Annotated in this window: 13 protein-coding genes; 6 read left to right on the plus strand and 7 right to left on the minus strand. The window is 67.6% G+C overall.

Annotated features, from left to right (window positions below; translation table 11 throughout):
- The first annotated feature begins 136 nt into the window (after positions 1-136).
- The gene (locus E6C76_RS10755; protein WP_136348254.1) at positions 137-835 is read left to right on the plus strand and encodes a cytochrome b/b6 domain-containing protein; all 699 of its coding nucleotides are present in this window, start codon (positions 137-139) and stop codon (positions 833-835) included.
- Between the two features lie 95 nt (positions 836-930).
- Here E6C76_RS10755 and E6C76_RS10760 read toward each other — a convergent pair whose 3' ends face one another.
- On the minus strand, positions 931-1,407 hold the full coding sequence (locus tag E6C76_RS10760) for a c-type cytochrome (protein ID WP_136348255.1): 477 nt from the start codon (positions 1,405-1,407) through the stop codon (positions 931-933).
- 248 nt (positions 1,408-1,655) lie between these two features.
- Here E6C76_RS10760 and E6C76_RS10765 point away from each other — a divergent pair, with 248 nt between their 5' ends.
- The gene (locus E6C76_RS10765; protein ID WP_136348256.1) at positions 1,656-3,278 is read left to right on the plus strand and encodes a methyl-accepting chemotaxis protein; all 1,623 of its coding nucleotides are present in this window, start codon (positions 1,656-1,658) and stop codon (positions 3,276-3,278) included.
- A gap of 72 nt (positions 3,279-3,350) precedes the next feature.
- Here E6C76_RS10765 and E6C76_RS10770 read toward each other — a convergent pair whose 3' ends face one another.
- Both E6C76_RS10770 and E6C76_RS10775 read right to left on the minus strand, forming a co-directional pair.
- Entirely contained in the window at positions 3,351-4,805 is a 1,455-nt protein-coding gene (locus E6C76_RS10770) for a DegQ family serine endoprotease (RefSeq protein WP_136348257.1), read from the minus strand.
- Positions 4,806-4,913: 108 nt separating this feature from the next.
- Positions 4,914-6,992: a TonB-dependent receptor plug domain-containing protein gene (locus tag E6C76_RS10775; RefSeq protein WP_136348258.1), complete on the minus strand. Its 2,079-nt coding sequence runs from the start codon at positions 6,990-6,992 to the stop codon at positions 4,914-4,916.
- A gap of 181 nt (positions 6,993-7,173) precedes the next feature.
- On the opposite strand from E6C76_RS10775, the gene E6C76_RS10780 reads away from it, so the two are divergent.
- Both E6C76_RS10780 and E6C76_RS10785 read left to right on the plus strand, forming a co-directional pair.
- Positions 7,174-8,112, plus strand: a complete 939-nt coding sequence (locus E6C76_RS10780; RefSeq protein ID WP_136348259.1) for a hydrogen peroxide-inducible genes activator — start codon at positions 7,174-7,176, stop codon at positions 8,110-8,112.
- A gap of 166 nt (positions 8,113-8,278) precedes the next feature.
- The gene (locus tag E6C76_RS10785) at positions 8,279-8,749 is read left to right on the plus strand and encodes a Dps family protein (protein WP_136348260.1); all 471 of its coding nucleotides are present in this window, start codon (positions 8,279-8,281) and stop codon (positions 8,747-8,749) included.
- 166 nt (positions 8,750-8,915) lie between these two features.
- Here the strand turns inward: E6C76_RS10785 and E6C76_RS10790 are convergent, their stop codons facing one another.
- From E6C76_RS10790 to E6C76_RS10805, 4 genes are all read right to left on the minus strand, one after another.
- Positions 8,916-11,432, minus strand: a complete 2,517-nt coding sequence (locus E6C76_RS10790) for a DNA topoisomerase III (protein ID WP_136348261.1) — start codon at positions 11,430-11,432, stop codon at positions 8,916-8,918.
- Positions 11,433-11,546: 114 nt separating this feature from the next.
- Complete coding sequence (locus E6C76_RS10795; RefSeq protein WP_136348262.1) at positions 11,547-12,011, minus strand: DUF494 family protein; 465 nt, start codon at positions 12,009-12,011, stop codon at positions 11,547-11,549.
- Positions 12,012-12,035: 24 nt separating this feature from the next.
- Positions 12,036-13,133 carry a DNA-processing protein DprA gene (gene dprA / locus E6C76_RS10800; protein WP_136348263.1) on the minus strand — a complete coding sequence of 366 codons (1,098 nt, stop codon included), beginning with the start codon at positions 13,131-13,133 and terminating at the stop codon, positions 12,036-12,038.
- Positions 13,134-13,135: 2 nt separating this feature from the next.
- Positions 13,136-14,155, minus strand: coding sequence for a LysM peptidoglycan-binding domain-containing protein (locus E6C76_RS10805; protein WP_136348264.1), 1,020 nt, complete (start codon positions 14,153-14,155; stop codon positions 13,136-13,138).
- A 176-nt stretch (positions 14,156-14,331) separates the two neighbouring features.
- On the opposite strand from E6C76_RS10805, the gene def reads away from it, so the two are divergent.
- Together def and fmt are read left to right on the plus strand one after the other, a co-directional pair.
- Entirely contained in the window at positions 14,332-14,835 is a 504-nt protein-coding gene (def, locus tag E6C76_RS10810) for a peptide deformylase (RefSeq protein ID WP_136348265.1), read from the plus strand.
- A gap of 53 nt (positions 14,836-14,888) precedes the next feature.
- On the plus strand, positions 14,889-15,830 hold the full coding sequence (fmt, locus tag E6C76_RS10815) for a methionyl-tRNA formyltransferase (RefSeq protein WP_136348266.1): 942 nt from the start codon (positions 14,889-14,891) through the stop codon (positions 15,828-15,830).
- Positions 15,831-15,879 lie beyond the last annotated feature (49 nt).

Here is a 15,879-nt window from a genome sequence, read left to right on the forward strand (position 1 = left end):
GTCCGTCCCTCGCGGGTTTTGACTGGAGTACACTCCTGTCATCAGGGAAAACCCTGATCGCCCGTTCCGCCCCGCCGGTACGGGCGATCGGCAGCATGCCCGCATCCTCTTCGTACCGCAATACAGGGAAGAAACCATGAACCTCAAGCGCATCCGCGTCTGGGACCTGCCCGTCCGCCTGTTCCACTGGTCGATGGTGGTGGTGGTCTCGGCAGCCATCTTCACCGGGATCAACGGCGGCAACATGATGATCCACCACAAGCGCCTGGGCATCATCCTGGTCGGCCTGATCGCCTTCCGCCTGGCCTGGGGCTTCCTCGGCTCCAGCACGGCGCGCTTCACCCAGTTCGTGCGCGGCCCCGGCGCCATCCGCGCCTACCTGCGCGGCCAGTGGCAGGGCATCGGCCACAATCCGCTGGGCGCGCTGTCGGTGCTGGCCCTGCTGGCCCTGTTCGGCTTCCAGGCGGTCAGCGGCTTGTTCACCGACGACGACATCGCCTTCCGCGGCCCGCTGCGCAACCTGATCGACGGCGGCACCGCGGCGTGGATCACCAGCCTTCACCGCGACATGCTGCTGTGGATGGGACTGCTGGTGGCAGTGCACATCGGCGCGCTGTTCTATTACCTCCATGCGAAGAAGGACAACCTGGTGAAGCCGATGATCACCGGCTGGAAGGAAGTCCCGGAGGCCGTTGCCATGGATGTGCGGGGCGGTGGCTGGCCGGCGCTGGTGGTTTCGCTGGCCATCGGGCTGCTGGCCGCTTGGATCGCCGCCGGTGGCCTGCTGCCTGCGCCCGCGCCGCTGCCTGTTCCGGCGGAAGTGCCGGCCTGGTGAGCCGCCCCATGCACCGCTGAATGCGGCGGAGTCGAAAAAACGGCCACCCGAGGGTGGCCGTCGTGTCGTCCGGATGCCGCTTTGAGTCTGGCGGATCAGCGTTGCGGAGCGCGGAACTTGTCGTGACAGGCCTTGCAGGTTTCGCCAACCTTGCCGAAGGCGGCCTTGATGGCGTTCTGGTCGCCACCGGCGGCCACGCTGGCCAGTTCATTGGCGGCGGCGTTGAAGTTGGTGGCGATCTGGCCGACTTCCTGCATGTTCTGGAAGAACTCGGACTTCAGCCGGGTGGGATTGTAGCCGGTGCCCTGGTCGCTGCCGGCCGGGTACAGCGCACCCATGCCGGAATTGGCGATGGCGGCGATGGCGTTGGCCGCGGCGGCAACCTGATCCTTGTTGTACGGCACTGCGCCGTCGACCACCTGGGCCTTGATCTTGCCCATGTTCCAGGCCATGAATGCATAGCCGGCCTGGCGGAACTTGATGGCGTCTTCAATCGACGATTGGGCGGCTGCGGTGGTGGCGACCGACAGCGCGGCCACGCCCAGCACGGTGCAGGCGATGAATTTCTTCATGGAACGACCTCTCTGGTTATCTTGGATGAATGAATCGGCGGCAACGAAGCTCCGGACGAAACTCCGACCATGCCGCCTGAAAAAAGGTTCATCCGAGTCTATCAGCAAAGCCACATATACCGGTAGCTTCCGCCCCCGTCACGCCACTGAAACAACACCCCTAAAGAAAGACATTGCTTAAGTCGTAGATAATGTCAGCGTAGCTTCATATGAATGACTGGCCCACCGGCCGGCGGGAGGGAAATGCCATGCGCAGACTGGCCGATTTGCCGATCTGGTTTCGTTTGACCGCGGCCATCTGGCTGATGCTGATCCTGGCGTGGAACACGATGATCGTCTGGGAGACACAGGTGAGCAAGAACACCGTGGTCGAACAGGCGAAGGATTTCGCCAGTACCATCAACGAGATGACCATGGCCGGGTTGACCGGCATGATGATCACCGGGACGGTGGATCAGCGCGACGTGTTCCTGGACCAGATCAAGGAATTGTCCGCGGTACGGGACCTGAAGGTGTTGCGTGGCGAGGCCACCGCGCGCCTGTTCGGGCCGGGCCATGCGGCCGAGCGGGCGACCGACGCGGACGAGACCAGCGTGCTGGCCGGGGGCGAGCCGGTGATCCGCGTGGAGAACAACGCGCAGTACGGCGAGCACCTGCGCGTGGTGCTGCCTTCACTGGCCTCCGACAACTATCTGGGCAAGGACTGTCTGCTGTGCCATCAGGTCCCGTCCGGAACGGTGCTCGGCGCGGTGAGCATGCGCATCTCGCTGGACAAGGTGAACGAGGCGGTGGACCAGTTCCGCAACCAGATCTTCCTGTTCGCGATCGTGGTGTCGATTCCGCTGCTCGGTTTCGTGGTCCTGTTCATCCGCTCCTTCGTCACCCGTCCGCTGTCCAATCTGTCCGAGAGCCTGTCCGACATTGCGCGCGGCGAGGGCGACCTGACGCGCCGGCTCGACGTGCGCGGCAAGGACGAGATCGGCCAGACGGCGGTGACCTTCAACCAGATGATGTCGACCATCGGCGGGCTGGTGAAGCAGGTCGGCCATTCGGCCGAAGCGGTGGCGCAGTCTGCGCGGGGCCTGTCGGCGAGCGCCGCACGGGTGGCGGAAAGCTCGCATCAGCAGAACGACCAGTCGGTGAGTGCGGCGGGCGCGGTGGAGGAGATGCTGGGCAACATCACCCATATCGCCTCCAGCACCGAGGAGGTGCGCGAGCGCTCGCGGGAAAGCCTGGTGCGTTCGCAGGAAGGCAAGAGCAGCCTGAACCAGCTGATCGACGAAGTCGATCAGGTGCAGGAGGCGGTGCGCCACATGGCGGATTCGGTAGCCGCCTTCGTCGATTCGACCAAGTCGATCACCACGATGACGCAGGAAGTGCGCGAGATTGCCGAGCAGACCAACCTGCTGGCGCTCAATGCGGCGATCGAGGCGGCGCGCGCGGGCGAACAGGGCCGCGGCTTCGCGGTGGTGGCCGACGAGGTGCGCAAGCTGGCCGAGAAGTCGGCGCGCTCGGCGAGCGAGATCGACGAGATCACCAAGCAGATCACCCACCAGTCGGAATCGGTGCAGAAGTCCATCCTGCGCGGCATGGGGCACCTGGATTCGAGCCGCCGCGCGGCCGACGACGTGTCGGGGGTGCTGGACGCGGCGAACGCGTCGGTGAGCGAGGTGGGCGAGGGGCTGGACCGCATTGCCGGGGCCACGGAGGAGCAGCGCCGTTCCAGCGAGCAGGTGACCGAGAACATCGAGGCCATCGCCACGATGGCGCGGGAGAACAACAACGCCATCGAGGAGACGGTGGAGGCCGCGCGCGAACTCGAACGCCTGGCCGCCAGCCTGCAGGAATCAGTATCCCGCTTCCGCGTCTGAGCCGGCCGTTCAAGCAAAAACCCCCGTCGGGCGGCGAGCCCGGCGGGGGTTTGTCTTTTCAGCGGGCGCTGCTCAGTTGCCGATGCGCACCGGTACGAACATGCGCGCATCGCCGCGCTGGACCAGCAGGGCGAAGCGGTTGCCCGCGCGCGACAGCAGTTGGCGGAACTGGTCGACCGAGCGCACCGCCTGGTTGTTCAGCGCGAGGATCACGTCGCCCGGCTGAAGGCCGGCCTGCGCTGCCGGGCCGCTGGCATTCTCGACCACCAGACCGCCCGGCACGTCGAGCTGGCGGGCCTCCTGCGGGCTGAGTGCGCGCGCGGCGAGGCCGAGGCGGCCGCCGGCATCCTCGCCCTGCTGCGATTGCGGGTCGCCCTGGGCCAGGGTTTCTCCGCCCATTTCGCCGAGCACGGCGGTCACGTCGCGGGTGCGCCCGTCGCGCCACAGCTGCAGACGCACGCGGGTGCCCGGACGCTTTTCGCCGATGATGCGCGGCAGGTCGGCGGAATCCTGCACCTCGGCGCCGTCGACACCCAGCACCACGTCGCCGGTGCGGATGCCGGCCTGCTCGGCGGGGCTGCCCGGTTCCACGTTGGAGACCAGCGCGCCGCGTGCCTTGTCGAGGCCGAAGGATTGCGCCAGTTCGGTATCCAGGCCCTGGATGGTGACCCCCAGGCGGCCGCGCTGTACGCGGCCATGCTCGATCAACTGGTCCTTGATGTTCATCGCCACGTCGATGGGAATGGCGAAGGAGATGCCCATGAAACCGCCCGAGCGCGAATAGATCTGCGAGTTGATGCCCACCACCTCGCCGGCCAGATTGAACAGCGGCCCGCCCGAGTTGCCCGGGTTGATCGCTACGTCGGTCTGGATGAAGGGCACGTAGTTCTCGTCCGGCAGGCGGCGCGCCTTGGCGGAGATGATGCCGGCGGTCACGGTGTTGTCGAAGCCGAAGGGCGAGCCCATGGCCACCACCCATTCGCCCACGCGGGCGTTCTCGGCGTTGCCGATGCGTACCGCCGGCAGGGCGGTGGCGTCGATCTTGAGCAGGGCGATGTCGGTGCGCGCGTCGGTGCCGACCACCTTGGCGCGGAACTCGCGCTTGTCGATCAGGCGCACGGTGACCTCGGATTCACCCTCGCCGACCACGTGGGCATTGGTCAGCACGTAGCCGTCGGCGCTGACGATGAAGCCGGAGCCGATGCCCCGGCTGATGCGCGGCCCGCTGCCGCCCGGCTGGTTGGGCAGTCCGGGCACGCCGAAGCGGCGCAGGAAGTCGTAGAACGGGTCGTTGGCGAAGGGGTTGTCGCTCTGCGCGCTGCTGCGCTGCACGACGCTGATGTTCACCACCGCCGGACCGACCTGCTCGACCAGATCGCCGAAATCCGGCAGACCGTAGCGGTTGGGCGAGACCTGGACGGCGGATGGCGCCGTGGCTTCGGCGTGCGCGGCCGATATCACTGGGCCGCTTGCCGCGCCGGTGGCAAGAGCGAGGATGAAGCTGGTGGCGGCAAAGAATTTGCGCATGATGGATCGTTTTCCTGTGGGGACGAACTCAGGGCTGTTGACGTGCGTTGCCGCACGGCGTTCCCGGCGCCGCATCGCGGAGGCGTTGCGGCAGGCTGCGAGTCTGTTTCAGAAGGTTGCGCGTGCGGAAAGATGGATCTGCCGCCCGATGCGGGTGACCGGATGGTTGTCGCGGGCGAGGAACTGCAGCGGGCGGTAGGCCAGTTCCTGATGGCGGCCGAGCAGGTTGATGCCGGACAGGCGGACTTCGACCGGGATGCCGGCGATGTTCAGCTGACGCCCCAGGCTGGCGTCCAGCGTGGTGTAGGCCGGCACCTTGTAGAGGAAGCCCTGGGCGTAGCCGGAGCCGGCATCGATCGGGCCCATGCGCATCACGCTCAGGCTGCCTTCCCACGGGCCGTGGCGCTGCAGCCAGGTCAGGCTGGCGGAATAGGGTGCCACGCTGTCGCGCACCGCGCGTTCGCTGGACGATACGTGGATCATCGTGTGGTTGAAGATCAGTTCGCCGTCGCGCCAGGGCTGCGCGCGCAGTTGGTACTCGATGCCGGTCAGGCGCACCGGGCTGTCGAGGTTTTCCCAGCGCGTGGAACCCAGCACCGCCTGGACTGCCGGAGGATTGGACAGCGAGCCGTCAGGTTGCGCTTCGCGGCGCTGCACCAGGTCGCGGATGCGCTCATGGAACAGGCGTACGTCGACCGACCCGCCGGTGCGGGTGTCCAGGCGGCCGAGAAAACCGACTTCCAGCGCGTCGATGCGCTGCGGGCGGATGTCCGGATTGGGCAGGTGGCGATAGTTGAGCACCTCGCCCTGGTGCACGATGCGCACGTCGGCGCCGCGTTCGAACAACGAGGGCTGGCGCCAGGCGCGCGACCAGCCCAGCCGCCAGGTCTGCGTGGCGCTGGGCTGCCAGTTGACGAACAGACGGGGAGCCAGGCGAAGGCGGTCGTCCTCGATGTGTTCCACCATCAGGCCGGCGTTGCTCAGCCATTGCGGAGTGATCCGCCATTCGAGATTGGTGAACACGCGCCATTCGCGCTGGCTGCGTGCGTTCTGCCCATGGAACAGGAAGGGGGCGTCCAGCCAGTCGCGCCGCAGTTCCGCGCCCCACAGCATCTTCGTGGCCTCGCTGCTGCGGAAGTGGTGCTGGAATTCCAGGTTGTCGCGCCGGCTGTCGCGGTTGTTGTCCACCGGGATGAGTTTGGCGTCGGCCAGGTAATCCATCCATGTGGGTGGCAGGCGGCCGGCCAGCACGCCGATGTTGCTGCTGGAATCGACGAACCATTCGTCGCGCGTGCGTTCGCGGCTGTGGTAGTAGGACAGCGACCATTCCTCGTCGTCGCTGGGCGCGTGCCGCCAGCGCAGGTGCACGCTGCTGTCGTGGTGCCGGGCGGTGCGTTCGCCGCCGCTGTCGAACAGGGTGCCCGGATAGCCCATGGCGCGCCGCCCCCGGGTGATGGCCAGATGGGCGGTGAGTTCATCGGCCGGATTCAGGCGCAGGTCGGCGCGCAGGTTGAGCAGGCCGAGTTCGCGGTGGTCGTTGACGCCGTCCATGCCGCGGTCGCGCACCTGCTGGGCGGTGATGCGCAGGCCGAGCGGACCGTGGCGGCCCACCGCGCGCGCGGTGGCATCGGCGATGCCGGAGCCGCCCAGGGACGCGCTGACGGAACTGCCGCGTTCGGCGGCGGTGTGGCGGGTGAGGATATTGACCACGCCCAGGAAGGCGTTGGAGCCGTAGGCCGCGGAATCCGAGCCGCGCACGATCTCGATGCGCTCGATGTCCTCCAGCGCCACCGGCAGCGCGCCCCAGTCCGCGCCGCCGAAGAAGTACGGCGAATACACCGAGCGGCCGTCGACCAGCACCTGCATCTGGTTGGGGTAGTCGGCCCCCAGACCGTGGTAGGTCACCCACTGGTCGTTGCCGCGTTCCTGGCCGACCTGCATGCCGGGCACCAGGCGCAGCAGGCGCGCCAGATCGCGATAGCCGGTGGCGGCGATCAGCGACTCGTCGATCACCGTGACCGCGCCCGGGGTGTCCTGCATGGCCTGCGGCAGGCGCGACACGGTGAGCACCACCGGCAGATTTTCGAAGAAGGAAGTCTCGTCCGCGCCATTCACCGGCGCCGCGCACAGGCACGACAATGCCAGCAGCAGGCTGCGGGTACGACGCGGACGAATCTTTAACAGCATATGGATCAATGTTCCGACATTGCAAATGTCATTTGCAAGTATATGTCTTTAGTACAATACGGCGAATAACGCAAGTATAGCGCGTTGCCAAACGATTACCCGGATCGATGGCCGCGCGGTAACATCGTCCCCCAACGGAACTGCCTGCGCGCCGCCATGCCCGGCGCGGCCACGGATCATCATGACGCTCACCGATCTCCGCTACCTCGTCGCCCTTGCCCGCGAACGTCACTTCGGCCGCGCCGCGGAAAAATGCCACGTCAGCCAGCCCACGCTGTCGGTGGCCATCAAGAAGGTCGAGGAAGAACTCGGCGTCCAGCTGTTCGAGCGCAGCGCCACCGAGGTCAAGATCACCGAAACCGGCCGGCGCATCGTCACCCAGGCCGAGAAGGTACTGCTGGAGGCCGCGCAAATCCAGGAGATCGCCGCCGCCGGCAAGGATCCGCTGTCCGGTCCGCTGCGTCTGGGGGTGATCTACACCATCGGACCCTATCTGCTGCCGCGTCTGATTCCGCGCGTGCATCAGCTTGCCCCGCGCATGCCGCTGATCATCCAGGAAAACTATACCGCGCGCCTGGCCGATGCGCTCAAGCGCGGCGAACTGGACGTGGCGATCATTTCGCTGCCGTTCGACGAGCCCGGCCTGGTCGCCCAGCCGGTCTATGACGAACCTTTCCGCGTGCTGATGCCCAGCGCCCACCCGTGGGTGGAGCAGACCCACATCGACGCCGACCACCTCGCCAACGACCAATTGCTGCTCCTCGGCGCGGGCAACTGTTTCCGCGAGCAGGTGCTGGAAGTCTGCCCGCAGTGCCGCAATGTCGGCGGCCTGCAGCGCACGCTCGAAGGCAGCTCGCTGGAGACCATCCGCCACATGGTGGCCACCGGACTCGGCGTCACCGTGCTGCCCAGTTCGGCGGCCGATGAACTGGAGATGCAGAATCCGTTGATCGCCGTGCGCCCGTTCTCCGAACCCGAACCGGCCCGCCGCGTCGCGCTCGCCTGGCGGGTGACCTATCCGCGCAGCGGGGCGATCGACGTGCTGCGTACCGCGATTCTCGAATGCGGGCTGCCCGGCGTGCGGCCCATCGGCCGCGCACCGCTGCCCGAGGCGGCGTGATCGAGCGGCTGCCGGTAATATCCCTTTCCGTATCATAGTTTTTCGGGATCGCTTCCATCCCGAGTTTCAATTGGCGTCCTTCCGGCGGATTGAATACGATGGACGCACAAGGATGCGCGGGCGGGTTCCCGCGACGTCACCAACTTGAGCGAACAGGAGAACGAGCATGGATATCGACATCGGCATCAACAAGAAGGACCGCGCCAAGATCGCGGACGGGCTCTCCCGCCTGCTGGCCGACAGCTACACGCTGTACCTGACCACTCACAACTTCCACTGGAACGTCACCGGGCCGATGTTCAACACCCTGCACCTGATGTTCGAGGGGCAATACAACGAACTGGCACTGGCCGTCGATCTGGTCGCCGAGCGCATCCGCGCGCTGGGCTTCCCGGCGCCGGGCACCTACAAGGAATTCCAGAAGCTCACCAGCATCAGCGAGCCGGAAGGTGTGCCGAGCGCCGAGGAGATGATCCGCCAACTGGTGCGCGGCCAGGAAGCGGTGGTGAAGACCGCGCGCAGCATCGCGCCGGTGGCCGAGAAGGTGGCCGACGAGCCCACGCTCGATCTGCTCACCCAGCGCATGCAGGTGCATGAGAAGAACGCCTGGATGCTGCGCAGCCTGCTGGAAAGCTGATCCGCACGCAGGTGCGATGACAACGGGCCCTTGATTGGGCCCGTTTTCTTTTGACCACGGGTCGAGCGCAATCCCCGCCATTCATGGCGGGGTCAGCGTGTCTGGAGCCGAAGGCGCCACAAGCTCGTGGCGAGGAAGCCCCAGTGGGGCGACTTACCGCCGGCGTTCAGCCGGCCTTGGTGCTCCGTTTGCGTGCCGCCGGCTTGGCGGCCTTGTCGGCGGCACCGGCCTTGGGCGTCTTGGCTTCGAACTCGAAGCCGACCTTGCCGTCCGTGCCGCGTACCAGGAAGGCGGAGAACTTGCGCCGCGTGCGCGCCGAGACGAAGCCGCGCAGCAGGTCGGTCTTGCCCTCCGCGAGCAGCTTGCTCATCTGCGCGCGTTCGATGGGCTGCTGCAGGATGATCTTGCCGGAGCGGAAATCGCAGGACTTGGCCGGGCCCACGGATTTCCCGCAGACGTAGGCCATGCCGTGCTCGAACACGCCGCCGCCGCATTTCGGGCAGGGGCCGAGCGATTCCTGGCCGGAAAAATCGACCTCTTCCGCGTTCTCGTCGTCCTTGGGCTGGCCGAAATCGAAGGTGGGCTGCTTTTCGTCGTTGAGCACGATCTCGGCGTTGAACAGCCGCCCCATCTTGTTGCGGAAGCCGGTCAGCGGACCGACCTTGCCGGTACGCAACAGGGTTTCGATTTCGTCGTATTCGAACTGGCGGCCGGCGACGATCTTCCAGGTGCTCCAGTCGCAGGCCTGGCAGGCGAACTTCTTGTAGTTCTCCTTCACCGTGCCGCCACACTTCGGGCAGGGCGTCTTCAGCGTGATGAAATCGCCCGGCACGGTGTCGGATTCGAAGCGCTTGGCGCGCTCGACCACCTCGCGCGCCATTTCGGCGATCTCCGCCATGAAGGCTTCGCGCGACAGTTCGCCGCGCTCCATGCGCGCCAGCTTGTATTCCCACCCGCCGGTCAGCTCCGGCGAGGTCAGCGCGCTGACGCCCAGGCCCTTCAGCAGGGTGATCAGCGAGAAGGCCTTGGCGCTGGGGATGAGTTCGCGGCCCTCGCGGTGCAGGTACTGCTCGGTGATCAGCCCTTCGATGATCTGCGCGCGGGTGGCCGGCGTGCCCAGGCCGCGCTCGGCCATCGCGGCGCGCAATTCCTCGTCGTCTACCATCTTGCCGGCGCCTTCCATGGCGGACAGCAGGGTGGCTTCGTTGAAGCGCGCGGGTGGCTTGGTCACCAGCGCCTTCACCACGATCCCGTCGGCGCGCACCGTCTCGCCGGCGTGGATCGGCACCAATTGCGGGCCGCCGTCCTTGTCGTCCTCGGCCGCCACCTTGCCGTACACGGCGAGCCAGCCGGGGTTGACCAGCACCTTGCCCTCGGTCTTGAAGGCTTCGCCCTCGATGCGCGTGATGCGCGTGGTGATGCGGTATTCCGCCGCCGGGTAGAACACCGCCAGGAAGCGGCGGGTGACCAGGTCGTAGATCTTCTGCTCGGCTTCCGACAGGCTCTTCGGCAGCGTGCCGGTGGGGATGATGGCGAAGTGGTCGGAAATCTTGGCATTGTTGAAGATGCGCTTGTTCGGCCGCACCCAGCCCTGGCGGGCGATCTCGCCGGCGAAGGCGGTGTATTCCCCGGGCAGCGCGCGCAGCACGTCCTTGACCGTGCCCAGGTAGTCCTCGGGCAGCGCGCGTGCGTCGGTACGCGGGTAGGTCAGTACCTTGTGCTTCTCGTACAGCGCCTGCGCCAGCTGCAGCGTGGTGCGCGCAGAGAAGCCGAAGCGCCCGTTGGCCTCGCGCTGCAGGCTGGTCAGGTCGAAGAGCAGGGGCGAGAGCTGGGTGGAGGGCTTGGCCTCCTCGCTCACCGTGCCCTGCTTGCCCTCGCACTTGGCGCGGATGGCCTCGGCGCGGGCCTTGTCCCAGAGGCGGAAGGCGGTGGCGTGCTCGTCGTTTTCCGGCTTCTTGAACTGCTCGTCGAACCAGCGTCCGGGGTAATGCCCGGCCGCGCAGGCGAAGTCCGCTTCCAGTTCCCAGTAGTCGCGCGGCTTGAACTTGCGGATGCGTTCCTCGCGCTCCACCACGATGGCCAGCGTGGGGGTCTGCACGCGGCCCACGGTGGTCAGGTGGAAGCCGCCGGTCTTGGAGTTGAACGCGGTCATCGCGCGCGTGCCGTTGATGCCGATCAGCCAGTCGCTCTCGGCGCGGCACACGGCCGCCGAGCGCAGGCCTTCGACCTCCTGCGCGGCGCGCAGGTGGGCGAAGCCGTCGCGGATGGCCTGCGCGGTCATCGACTGCAGCCACAGCCGGTGCACCGGCTTGTCGGTCTTGGCGTGCTGCACGATGTAATTGAAGATCAGCTCGCCCTCGCGGCCCGCATCACAGGCGTTGATCAGGCCGTCGACGTCCTTGCGCTTGATCAGCCGGGTAAGCAGCTTGAGGCGGTCGTCGGTCTTCTCCACCGGCTTCAGCGCGAAGCGCGGCGGGATCACCGGCAGGTGGGCGAAGGTCCATTTGCCGCGCTTGACCTCGTATTCCTCCGGCACCACCAGCTCGAGCAGGTGGCCGACGGCCGAGGAGAGCACATAGCCTTCGGACTCGTAGTAGTCCTTTTCCTTGGTGAAACCGCCCAGCGCGCGCGCGATGTCGGCGGCGACCGAGGGTTTTTCCGCGATGATCAGTTGCTTGCTCATGCCGTCGGGGAGTGGGCCGGCGCCTGGATCATGCGGGCCGGTGGGTGGATGTGGAGCGACGGATGATAAGCAGCCCGCCGTGAGACATGCAAGCGGCCGGATGGCCGCTGGTCCTTATTGCAGGGCCAGCACGTCCTCGTCGTCGCCGTTCAGCAACTCGTCCAGGATCAGGCCGTCCATCGGGCGCTCCTGCTGCCAGAGCACCATCAGCACGATGACCTTCAGGCGATGCAGGTTCACGCTGAAACGTTCGAGCGCCATGGCGCGTTCGATGATCAGTTCGCGGGTCGGCGCGTCGAGCACGCCGGCGTTTTCCAGGAAGGCGATGAAGCCCCGGCAGTCGGCGCCCAGGCGGGCCATTTCGGTTTCGGCGTAGATGCGTACCGAATCGTTGTCGGCGGCGATTTCCGGCCCCGTGGCGTCGGCCATCTCGCGCAGGCCGGACAGCCATTCGAGCGCCTCGTTGATCTCCTCGTCCTCGAAGCCCGCGGCCGATAGCTTGCGGGCGAGCTGGTCCGAGCCGGGACAGGCATCCGCATGCACATAGCTCTCGAAGAGGTAGACCAGGATATCGAACAAAATGACCTCCAGCGGGGCGGCGGGCTAGCGGCGCTGGAAGCGTCCGCCGGGAAGGCGGACGATACGGCCATCCAGTTCCATGGGCAGCAGGATGGCGTACAGCGCGTCCACCGTCAAGCCGGTGCGCTCGGTCAGCGTGTCGAGGTCCACCGGGTCGTGGCCCAGGCCGGCGAGTATCCCTGCATCATCCCCGGCGGCAGGGACGGCTTGCGCCACTGCCGGAGATGCGGCCCGTGTGTCGGGGGAGGACAGGCGCAGCTCCTCCAGCACGTCGGCGGCGGTTTCCACCAGCTTGGCGCCGTCGCGGATCAGCCGGTGGCAGCCGCGCGCCAGCGGTGAGTGGATGGAGCCGGGAATGGCGAACACTTCGCGCCCGCTTTCGGCGGCCAGCCGTGCGGTGATCAGCGAACCGCTGCCGAGCGCGGCCTCGACCACCAGCACGCCGCGCGCCAGGCCGGCGATCAGGCGGTTGCGGCGCGGGAAGTGGTGGCGCAGCGGCGGCGTGCCGAGCGGCAACTCGCTGAGAATCAGCCCGCGTTCGGCGATGGCGCGCGCGAGCGCCTGGTTGCGTGCAGGGTAGATACGGTCCGCGCCGGTGCCGATCACCGCGACGGTGGCGCCGTCCCGGGCGCTCAGCGCGCCGCGGTGGGCCGCCGCGTCGATGCCCAGCGCCAGTCCGCTGAGGATGGTCAGGCCGGCCTCGGCGAGGCTGCGCGCGAACGCCTCGGCGTTGTCCTCGCCCTGCGGCGTGGCCGAGCGCGCGCCGACGATGGCGAGGGCGGGGCGTGCGAGCAGTTCGAGGCGACCCTTGGCGTACAGCAATACCGGCGGGTCGGCGGTTTCCAGCAGGGCGGCGGGGTAGTCGGTGTCGGCCAGGGTGAGCAGGCGGTGGCCGGGCCGGGCGGCCCAGGCCAGCGCTGCGTCGATCACGGCGGGGTCCGGCGGGTCGAGCAGGGCGTCGGCGGCTTCATGGCCGACCACCGCGGCGATCTTGCCGCGCCCGGCGGCGAGGATGGCTTCCGGCAGGCCGAAGGCGCTCAGCAGGTGACGCTGGCGTTCCGGTCCCAGGCCGGGCGCCAGCGTCAGGCGCAACCAGGCGGCAAGCTCCTGGCGGGATGACAAGTTCAGGGCTGGCGGACGCCGTCGCCGACGGTGACCTGCCCGTTGCTGTTGACCACCAGCGCGTAGGACACGCGGTCGAACACGCGGAACACGAAGGCCAGACCGTAGCGTTGGTCGGGCAGCGCGATGCGTTCGCGCTCATGCTCCACGCTGCCGCGGTTGCGCCACAGCGCCAGCACGTTGCCGCTTTCCAGGCCGTCGCGGCTGCCGGTGTTGAGGATCACCACCTGATGCGTGCCGGCGACTTCCACGCCGCGGTGGATGCCGATGATGCGGCCGTGGACCTCGCCGGCCGGCGGGCGCGGCACGTAGGAGAACACGCGGGGCAGTTCGGCGGGCAGCAGGCGGTCGCCGGCGCCGATCTCTTCATGGGCGCGCACCAAGTGCAGGGTAGCCGGATCGCCCGCTTCGGTGATGCGGGCGGTGCCCAGGTGGCGGGCTTCGTAGCCCAGTACCTCGCGGGTCAGCGGATCGACCAGCGCCTCGGCGCGGCGATAGACCTCCCAGCGTTCCACGCCGGGGCGCACATCCTTGGCGAACACGGTGTCGCCGCCGCCGGCGTACACGCGTGAGCCGTCGTTGGCGACCACGGTGGCCGAGCCGGCCAGGGTGGCTTCATCGACCACCAGCGGCGCGGTCAGGAAGGGTTCGATGATTTCCAGCGGAATGCTGGGAATGGGCTGCAGCGCGGGTTCCGAATAGACCTGCGGCTGGAGCTTGCCGTCGCCCGTGCCGATGCGGCGGCCGACGCTGAGCCAGGGGCCGGAGCGGTCGAGCACGATGATCTGGCCGGGATAGATGAGGTGCGGGTTGCGGATCTGCTCGCGGTTCATCCGCCACACTTCCGGCCAGCGCCAGGGCTGCTTGAGGAAGCGCGCGGAGATGTCCCACAGAGTGTCGCCGCGCACCACGGTGTAGGAGTCGGGCGCGTCGTCGGCGATCTCGATGGGCTGCTGGGCCGCCGCGGTGCCGCCGAGCAGGGTGGCAATGCCGAGGAGGAGAGGGAATATAATGCGGATCATCGCTCGCTTCCGGTAGGTGTGGACCGGGATGAACCGGTCCGGAACGCCATGGGCCGGAAGAGTGTCGAAATCGGGCGACGGGGCGCGTCGATTCAGACCCGGATTCCCGACCAGGCGCCTGCGCATGACAAGGCGCTTGAAATTCTGCACGTAATGTCTTAACCCGGCAAGCATTTATGGCTCTACTCCCCATCCTGCGCTATCCCGATCCCCGCCTGCACACGCGTGCTGAGCCGGTGGTCGAGGTCGATGACGAAATCCGTACGCTGGTGCGCGACATGGCCGAGACCATGTACGCCGCGCCGGGTATCGGCCTGGCGGCCACCCAGGTCAATGTGCATCGGCGCGTGGTGGTCATCGACGTATCCGAAGACAGAACGGACCTGATGGCCTTCATCAATCCGGAGATTCTCGAGCGTTCCGGCGAACAGGTGTGCGAGGAAGGCTGCCTGTCGGTGCCCGGCATCTACGAGAACGTCACCCGTGCCGAGCGCGTGCGGGTGCGCGCGCTCGACGGCGAGGGGAAACCCTTCGAGCTGGAGGCCGACGGCCTGCTGGCGGTGTGCATCCAGCACGAGATCGACCACCTGGATGGCAAGGTATTCATCGAATACCTCTCCGCGCTCAAGCTCAACCGCATCAAGACCAAACTGGCCAAGAAGGCGCGCCTGACCGCCTGACCGCCTCGGCGCGCGCCGAGGCGACCGGCCGTGCCGCCAACCGCGAGATTTCCATGTCCGATCTGAAGATCGCCTTCGCCGGCACGCCGGAGTTCGCCGCCTGCGCGCTGCGCGCGCTGCTGGCCGCCGGCTTCCGGGTGCCGCTGGTGCTCACCCAGCCCGACCGGCCGGCCGGCCGCGGCATGAAGCTCAGCCCCAGTCCGGTCAAGCAGGTGGCGCTGGAGCACGGCATCGCCGTCGACCAGCCCGAACGCCTGCGCACGCCGGAGCAGCGCGCCGCGCTGGCCGCCGCCGCGCCGGACGTGCTGGTGGTAGCGGCCTACGGCCTGCTGCTGCCGCCCGAGGTGCTGGCCCTGCCGCGCCTGGGCTGCATCAACATCCACGCCTCGCTGCTGCCGCGCTGGCGCGGCGCGGCGCCCATCCACCGCGCCATCGAGGCGGGCGACACGCAAACCGGCATCACCATCATGCGCATGGACGAAGGGCTGGATACCGGGCCGATGCTGCTCAGCGCCGCCCTGTCGATCCGCGCGGACGACACCACCGGCAGTCTGCACGACCGGCTCGCCGCACTGGGCGCCGAACTGGTGGTCGATGCGCTGCGCCGGCTGCCGGACAGCCTGCCGGCCATCGCGCAGCCGGACGAAGGCGTGACCTATGCGGCCAAGATCACCAAGGCCGAAGCGGCCATCGACTGGAGGCGTCCGGCGGTCGAACTGGAACGGGCGATCCGCGCCTTCGACCCGTTCCCCGGCGCCTGGAGCACGCTGAACGGCACGGCGATCAAGGTCTGGGGCGCGCAGCCGGTGGGCGCGGAGGGAGTGCCCGGCACGGTGCTCGATGCCGGACCGGAGGGCATCCTGGTGGCCTGCGGCGAGGGCGCGCTGCGCCTGACCGCGCTGCAGCGTCCGGGCAGCCGCCGCCTCGGTGTGCGCGACTTCCTTGCGGGCTTTCCGGTGACCGTGGGTGAATGCTTCGCGCCGCCGCGCGATTGAATCTTTCCGCTGGCGACCCTATCTAAACCGCACAATCGACCCAACACAC

This window comes from Pseudothauera nasutitermitis (assembly GCF_004801295.1).
GTDB classification, from domain to species: domain Bacteria; phylum Pseudomonadota; class Gammaproteobacteria; order Burkholderiales; family Rhodocyclaceae; genus Pseudothauera; species Pseudothauera nasutitermitis.

What these genes read in the sequence shown, in the direction of transcription:
- E6C76_RS10755 (WP_136348254.1), top strand. Translation starts at nt 137, where the DNA reads ATGAACCTCAAGCGCATCCGCGTCTGGGACCTGCCCGTCCGCCTGTTC.
- E6C76_RS10760 (WP_136348255.1), bottom strand. Translation starts at nt 1,407, where the DNA reads ATGAAGAAATTCATCGCCTGCACCGTGCTGGGCGTGGCCGCGCTGTCG.
- E6C76_RS10765 (WP_136348256.1), top strand. Translation starts at nt 1,656, where the DNA reads ATGCGCAGACTGGCCGATTTGCCGATCTGGTTTCGTTTGACCGCGGCC.
- E6C76_RS10770 (WP_136348257.1), bottom strand. Translation starts at nt 4,805, where the DNA reads ATGCGCAAATTCTTTGCCGCCACCAGCTTCATCCTCGCTCTTGCCACC.
- E6C76_RS10775 (WP_136348258.1), bottom strand. Translation starts at nt 6,992, where the DNA reads ATGCTGTTAAAGATTCGTCCGCGTCGTACCCGCAGCCTGCTGCTGGCA.
- E6C76_RS10780 (WP_136348259.1), top strand. Translation starts at nt 7,174, where the DNA reads ATGACGCTCACCGATCTCCGCTACCTCGTCGCCCTTGCCCGCGAACGT.
- E6C76_RS10785 (WP_136348260.1), top strand. Translation starts at nt 8,279, where the DNA reads ATGGATATCGACATCGGCATCAACAAGAAGGACCGCGCCAAGATCGCG.
- E6C76_RS10790 (WP_136348261.1), bottom strand. Translation starts at nt 11,432, where the DNA reads ATGAGCAAGCAACTGATCATCGCGGAAAAACCCTCGGTCGCCGCCGAC.
- E6C76_RS10805 (WP_136348264.1), bottom strand. Translation starts at nt 14,155, where the DNA reads ATGATCCGCATTATATTCCCTCTCCTCCTCGGCATTGCCACCCTGCTC.
- def (WP_136348265.1), top strand. Translation starts at nt 14,332, where the DNA reads ATGGCTCTACTCCCCATCCTGCGCTATCCCGATCCCCGCCTGCACACG.
- fmt (WP_136348266.1), top strand. Translation starts at nt 14,889, where the DNA reads ATGTCCGATCTGAAGATCGCCTTCGCCGGCACGCCGGAGTTCGCCGCC.